Consider the following 6377-nt stretch of genomic DNA (forward strand, 5'->3'; position numbering starts at 1 on the left):
CATTAGACATTTTTTTTTGTATTTCAAAACCTAATGAATAACCAATCTTGAAATGTGAATTCAAACTATTATTACCGATGCCAATGAAATCTCCTTTAATTGAAGACATATTTATTCCGATAACAGGACGCAATGTTACATCTTTTATATTTTGTGCATTTAATATGTTACTATTTATGCAACAAAGAAGAACTAACAGTTTCCTTATGTTTAACATACTACACCTTTCTATGTGTCATTATACATCAATCCTTGATGTAGTTCTTGCACTTGCTAATGAACTTCTCTGCAGTAGCCTTGTCCTTTGAGTCGGGATACTCGTTGATGAATCCGTAGCACTCGTCCTCAGCGTCCTGATAGCGCTCGAGCTTCTTCTCCTCAACGCTCTGTTGTGCCAGTTCAAACTTGCTCTTCATCACGAGCAACGAGAATTTCTCGCGCAAGTTGGTGTACGGATAGTCTTTCAGGGCGTTCTGAGCGGTGATGATACAAGCCTCGTAATTGTTGCCGCCGTATGTGCAGTTGCCAAAATACTGACCGAGGTCGTAGTAGAGCTGAGCCGAGTAGAGTTCTTTCTGCACCAACTTGTCCTGCAGCTCGAAGAGCTTCTGCTGAGCCGTAGCGCGGTCCTCGCCGTCGGGGTAGAGGTCCATGTACTCCTGGAATGCAGCGATGGCGTTCACGGTCTGCGACTGGTCGAGACGCGGCTCCGGTGTACAGTTGTAGAGACTCATTCCGATGTAGAACTCAGCCTTCTGTGCGTATACACCTTTCGGATAACTCTGGAAATATTTCTTGAATGTGGCAGCGGCTCCCTCGTAGTCTTTACTGTTGTATTCTGACATACCCAACATGTAAAGGCTCTCCTGAGCGTTCTCGGTGCCTTTCTGCATTGTTACCAATCCTTGCAACAAAGTAGAGGCGCGCACATACTTACCGTTAGTATAACTCTCTTTCGCATACTCGTATTTGTATGTGTTGTCAGAAGTCTTGTAGACTCTGTTGAATTCGTTTGCGCAACTCGAGAAGATAACCGTTGCAAGAATTGCAGCATATAGTGATTTCTTCATAATTCGATACTTTTTGAACTGCAAAAATACATATTATTTATTTAATTACAAAGCAAAGTTTCTCTTTTTATAAAATCTTCACGCTATAACTTGCTGATTTTGCATGTTATTACTACCGATTGTCATTTTTTTAGAATAAAAAACCTAAAATGTTTGAGCGTTTTCTTTCTTTTGCATATATTTGTAGTTCCGCTTTTAGCGTGTATACATGCCTTGCGGCATTTCTTTCAGAAACAGATACTGGCGATGGCGCATCGTCAGCGATTTATTCAGTTTAACTACGATTATGGACTTCAAGATATCCTCAAAGTTTCAGCCTACGGGCGACCAGCCCGAGGCAATACGCCAGCTCACCGATGGCGTGATGAATGGCGAACGCGCCCAAGTGTTGCTTGGTGTAACGGGTTCGGGCAAGACGTTCACGATGGCTAATGTCATAGCCAACGTGGGGCGACCAACGCTCATATTGAGCCACAACAAGACGCTTGCAGCGCAGCTTTACGAGGAGATGAAGAGCTTCTTCCCCGACAACGCCGTGGAGTATTACGTCTCCTACTACGACTACTATCAGCCGGAGGCTTATCTGCCGTCGTCGGATACGTACATAGAGAAAGACCTTGCCATCAACGAGGACATCGACAAGCTGCGTCTCTCGGCTGTAAGCGCGCTACTCTCGGGCAGAAAAGACGTTGTTGTCGTCTCGTCTGTTTCGTGCATCTACGGTATGGGCGGACCGACGGCTATGGCGAACAGCGTCATCTCGGTGAAGAAGGGCGACATCGTAGAGCGCAACGCCTTTCTGCGCAAGCTCGTCGACGCGCTCTATCTGCGCAACGACCTCGAACTGACGCGTGGCACATTCCGCGTGAAGGGCGACACGGTAGACGTGTTCATGGCTTACAGCGACAATGTGCTGCGCATAACATGGTGGGACGACGAGATAGACAGCATTGAGGAGGTTGACAGCGTTACGTTCAAGCGCATTGCCGAGTTTGCCGACTATAAGATTTATCCCGCCAATCTGTTCGTAACGTCGAAGGAGCAGACCGAGTCGGCAATACGCCTTATTCAGGACGATTTGCTGAAGCAGGTCGACTTCTTCGAGTCGGTGGGCGACCATATTCGGGCGCAGCGCATCAAGGAGCGCGTTGAGTACGACATGGAGATGATAAAGGAGCTTGGACATTGCTCCGGCATCGAGAACTACTCGCGCTATTTCGATGGGCGCGAACCCGGTCAGCGTCCTTACTGTCTGCTCGACTTCTTCCCAAAAGACTTCCTTATGTTCATCGACGAGAGCCATGTGTCGGTGCCGCAGATAAGCGCCATGTACGGTGGCGACCGCGCCCGCAAGCAGAATCTTGTGGAGTACGGCTTCCGTCTGCCTGCCGCATTCGACAACCGTCCGTTGAAGTTCGACGAGTTCATGGACATGGTGAATCAGGTGGTCTATGTTTCGGCAACGCCTGCCGACTTTGAACTTGAAGAGGCTGGAGGCGTTGTTGTTGAGCAGATTATACGTCCTACCGGACTGCTCGACCCCATTATCGAAGTGCGACCGAGCGAGAACCAGATAGACGACTTGTTTGAGGAGATTGTGCAATGTCGCGAGCACGACTCGCGTGTGCTTGTCACCACGCTCACGAAGCGCATGGCAGAGGAGCTTACCGAGTATCTTCTTGCTCACGACGTACGTGCCAACTACATACACAGCGACGTGGCAACGCTCGACCGCGTGAAGATTATGAACGACCTGCGTGCCGGTATGTACGACGTGCTTGTAGGCGTCAACCTGCTGCGTGAGGGCTTGGACCTGCCAGAAGTGTCTCTCGTTGCCATTCTCGACGCCGACAAGGAGGGCTTCCTGCGCAGCCATCGCTCGCTGACGCAGACCGCCGGCAGAGCGGCGCGCAATGTGAACGGAAAGGTGATAATGTACGCCGACAAGATAACCGAGAGCATGCAGCGCACTATCGACGAGACGGCACGCCGCCGCCAGTTGCAGCTGAAGTACAACGCCGATCACGGCATCGTTCCGCAGCAGATACGCAAGGATATAAAGGGTGCGCTTTCGGGCTTTATGGACGGTGCGAAGTCGGCGGAGAACGCTGCGCCAAAGTCAATGTCTCAAACTCGCACCACCTCAACGCCTTATCGCCCGTATATCGAGCCGGAGCCTGCGGCTTTCGCTGCCGACCCCGTTGTGAAGCGCATGACGCGCAAGCAGCTTGAGAAGAGCATCGCCGACACCACCGAACTGATGAAGGAGGCGGCGAAGAACCTCGACTTCCTTCAGGCTGCGCAGTATCGCGACGAGATTGTAAGGTTGCAGGAGGAGTTGGAAGGAAAAGAGTAAAAAGCCCATACCTCTTACTTTGCTCCCTTATTTGTTAAATAATGGTTAATCTGACGGCTGATAGGCTTTAATTTAGTAATTTTGCATTTTATATAATATCGAATTATCTAAAACTCAATAGAATGGACAACGAATTTTTGACAGACGACAAGCAGAACCTCGACTTGGAAGAGTCGGCTGTAAAGCGCCCCGAGAGACATCATAGCAGAGGAGAACGTTCGGACAGATTCTTCATGGTGAGAAACATCCTCAACATCATCTTCATGATTGGAGCCGTTGTGGGTGTGCTTGTGCTCTATTTCCACGACAAGTCAATGGGCACGGTTATCATTCTCGTATCAATGGTGTTCAAGATGGCAGAGTGTTGTTTCAGATTAATACGCCTATAGTAACGACAATGATAAAATCAGTAAGAAACGTATTGGGGCTTGTTGCGCTTCTGCTTGCCGTTCCGATGTGTGCTTCGGCGCAGATAGACACGGACGACAACGGACGCTTCAACCAGATGAACTCCGACGGAACGATGCACACGCGCAACCGCAACATGGCCGACTCGCTCGGTACCGACAAGGAGGTGCCGCGCGGCATAAAGGTGTGGACCGTCGACTCTAAGTTCGGCGACCGTCAGAAAGCGGAGATAGACACCGTGTCGCACATGTTCATGAACACCATCTACACCACAGGCTTGCGTGGCGAGTACAACACGACGGGCAACCTCGGTGCGCCGCGCATCAACCGCATCTTCATCGACCGACCCGAGACCGACCAGTTCATCTTCACGCAGCCCTACGACTATGTGGTGTCGCCCGTAGACAAGTTTCACTTCACCAACACCTTGTCGCCGATAACCAACCTCTCGTACAACACGTGCGGCGACAGAACGAATGGCGAAGATCGTCTCACAGCGAAGTTCGGCGTCAATGCTGGCAAGCGCCTCGGCATCGGCTTCAACGTCGACTATCTCTACGGACGCGGCTACTATTCTGAGCAGAGCACGTCGCACTTCAAGTTCCTGCTCTACGGCTCGTATCTCGGCGAACGCTATCAGGCTCATCTGCTGTTCTCCACTCTCGACCAGAAGGTTACGGAGAACGGCGGCATCACCAACGACGAGTATATAAAGCATCCCGACAGCTTCGACGACAACTTCGCTACGAACGAGATTCCTACCGTGCTGGAGCGCAACTGGAACCGCAACTCAAATCAGCATATCTTCTTCACGCATCGCTACAGCTTCGGCTTCCGCAAGAAGGTGAAGATGACTGACGACGAGATAGCAGCCCGCAAGTTCGCTATGGAGTCGCAGAAGGAGAACGAGGCGCTGCGCGAAAAGCAGAAGGCGCAGCGTAAGGCTGAGCGCGAGGGCTTGGAATTCGACGAGGACGCATACGAGAAGCAGTCGTTCGGCGGACGTCCTGACGACGCAAAGATTGCAGGCAAAGAGCCGGTGGCTACAGAAACAGTCGACAATTCGGGACGTATCCGCGTCGACGGCAGGGAAGCGGCTGACAGTCTGAACAACATCGCAGCGCAGGCACAGCTCGACACAATGTGGATGAAGACTGAGTATGTGCCCGTAACGAGCATCATACACACCGCAAAGTTCGACACCTATCGCCGCATCTATCAGGCGTATGAATCTCCGCAGAACTTCTACGCCAACACCTACGACAACGTAGGTATATACAGCGGCGACTCCATCTACGACAAGACAAGCCACTACCGCTTGCAGAACACGTTCGCGCTCTCGCTGCTCGAAGGCTTCAACAAGTGGGCGAAGGCTGGCGTAAAGGTGTTCGCTACGTCCGACCTGCGCCACTTCACGCTGCCCAACACCGAGCGCACGTTCACTACATACAACGAGCACAACCTCAGCATCGGCGGTCAGCTCTCCAAGACGCAGGGCCGCACCTTGCACTATAATGTGCTGGGCGAGGTGTGGACTATAGGCAAGGACGCCGGACAGGTGAAGATTGACGCCAACGTAGACCTCAACTTCAAGTTCCTCGGCGACACCGTGCGCCTCGCAGCTTCGGGCTTCTTCCATAGCCTTAACCCAACGTTCTACCAGCGCCACTATCACTCGCGCCACTTCTGGTGGGACAACGACAATATGGCTAAGATGATACACTCGCGCGTGGAGGGCACATTCGCCTACGACAAGACACGCACGAAACTGCGCGTGGCGTTCGACGAACTGAAGAACTACACCTACTTCGCGATGGGCTACAACATCACCGACGACCATTTGCGCACGCAGAACACTATGAGCGTGAAGCAGGCGGGTGGGGCGATAAGCCTTTTCACAGTAGGCTTGCAGCAGGACTTTAAGCTCGGACCGCTCAACTGGGAGAGTGCCGTTACGTATCAGAAGTCGTCTAACCAGGACGTGCTGCCCGTGCCCGACTTCAACATCTATACCAACCTCTACCTGCGCTTCATGATAGCACGCGTGCTGAAGTGCGACCTCGGTGCCGACGCACGCTACTTCACCAGCTACTACGCACCCGACTATAGTCCGGCTCTCGGACAGTACGCCGTGCAGGCAGGCCCGAGCAAGACGAAGGTGGGCAACTATCCGCTTGTGAACGTCTACGCCAATTTCCGCTTGAAGCATGCTCGCTTCTTTGTGATGATGAGTCATGTGAACGCAGGCAGCGGCAACCGCTCCTACTTCTTAGCGCCTCATTATCCGCTCAACCAGCGTGTGTTGCGCTTCGGTGTCAGCTGGACATTCTTTAACTAAGCATATTCATTGCGAGTATAGTTAAAAACTCGCCATTTACGTAGCGGAGGTCTCCGGCCTCCGCAGCACCAAGACAGATAGCTGTTATTTAGGATGCTGCGGAGGCCGGAGACCTCCGCTACTTTATTAACTTGTTATTTTATAAAGATATATTGCTGTCCGCTAAAACTTTTCATACAAAATAAATTAGGGCTGACACTTCTCA

The 6377-nt window shown here is 51.5% G+C and carries 5 protein-coding genes; 3 read left to right on the forward strand and 2 right to left on the reverse strand.

Annotated features, from left to right (window positions below; all coding sequences use genetic code 11):
• A partial coding sequence (locus KTQ90_RS12510) for a hypothetical protein (protein WP_217318709.1) occupies positions 1-217 on the reverse strand: 217 nt, incomplete at its 3' end.
• Between the two features lie 28 nt (positions 218-245).
• Positions 246-1070, reverse strand: coding sequence for an outer membrane protein assembly factor BamD (locus KTQ90_RS12515; protein WP_217318710.1), 825 nt, complete (start codon positions 1068-1070; stop codon positions 246-248).
• 286 nt (positions 1071-1356) lie between these two features.
• Between KTQ90_RS12515 and uvrB the strand changes: the two genes are divergently transcribed.
• The 3 genes from uvrB to KTQ90_RS12530 all read left to right on the forward strand — a co-directional run bounded on the left by uvrB (position 1357) and on the right by KTQ90_RS12530 (position 6172).
• The gene (gene uvrB / locus KTQ90_RS12520; RefSeq protein WP_217318711.1) at positions 1357-3426 is read left to right on the forward strand and encodes an excinuclease ABC subunit UvrB; all 2070 of its coding nucleotides are present in this window, start codon (positions 1357-1359) and stop codon (positions 3424-3426) included.
• 122 nt (positions 3427-3548) lie between these two features.
• Entirely contained in the window at positions 3549-3815 is a 267-nt protein-coding gene (locus KTQ90_RS12525) for a hypothetical protein (RefSeq protein ID WP_022157170.1), read from the forward strand.
• A 65-nt stretch (positions 3816-3880) separates the two neighbouring features.
• On the forward strand, positions 3881-6172 hold the full coding sequence (locus tag KTQ90_RS12530; RefSeq protein WP_217318712.1) for a putative porin: 2292 nt from the start codon (positions 3881-3883) through the stop codon (positions 6170-6172).
• Positions 6173-6377 lie beyond the last annotated feature (205 nt).

Source organism: Leyella stercorea (assembly GCF_019052365.1).
Taxonomy (GTDB): domain Bacteria; phylum Bacteroidota; class Bacteroidia; order Bacteroidales; family Bacteroidaceae; genus Prevotella.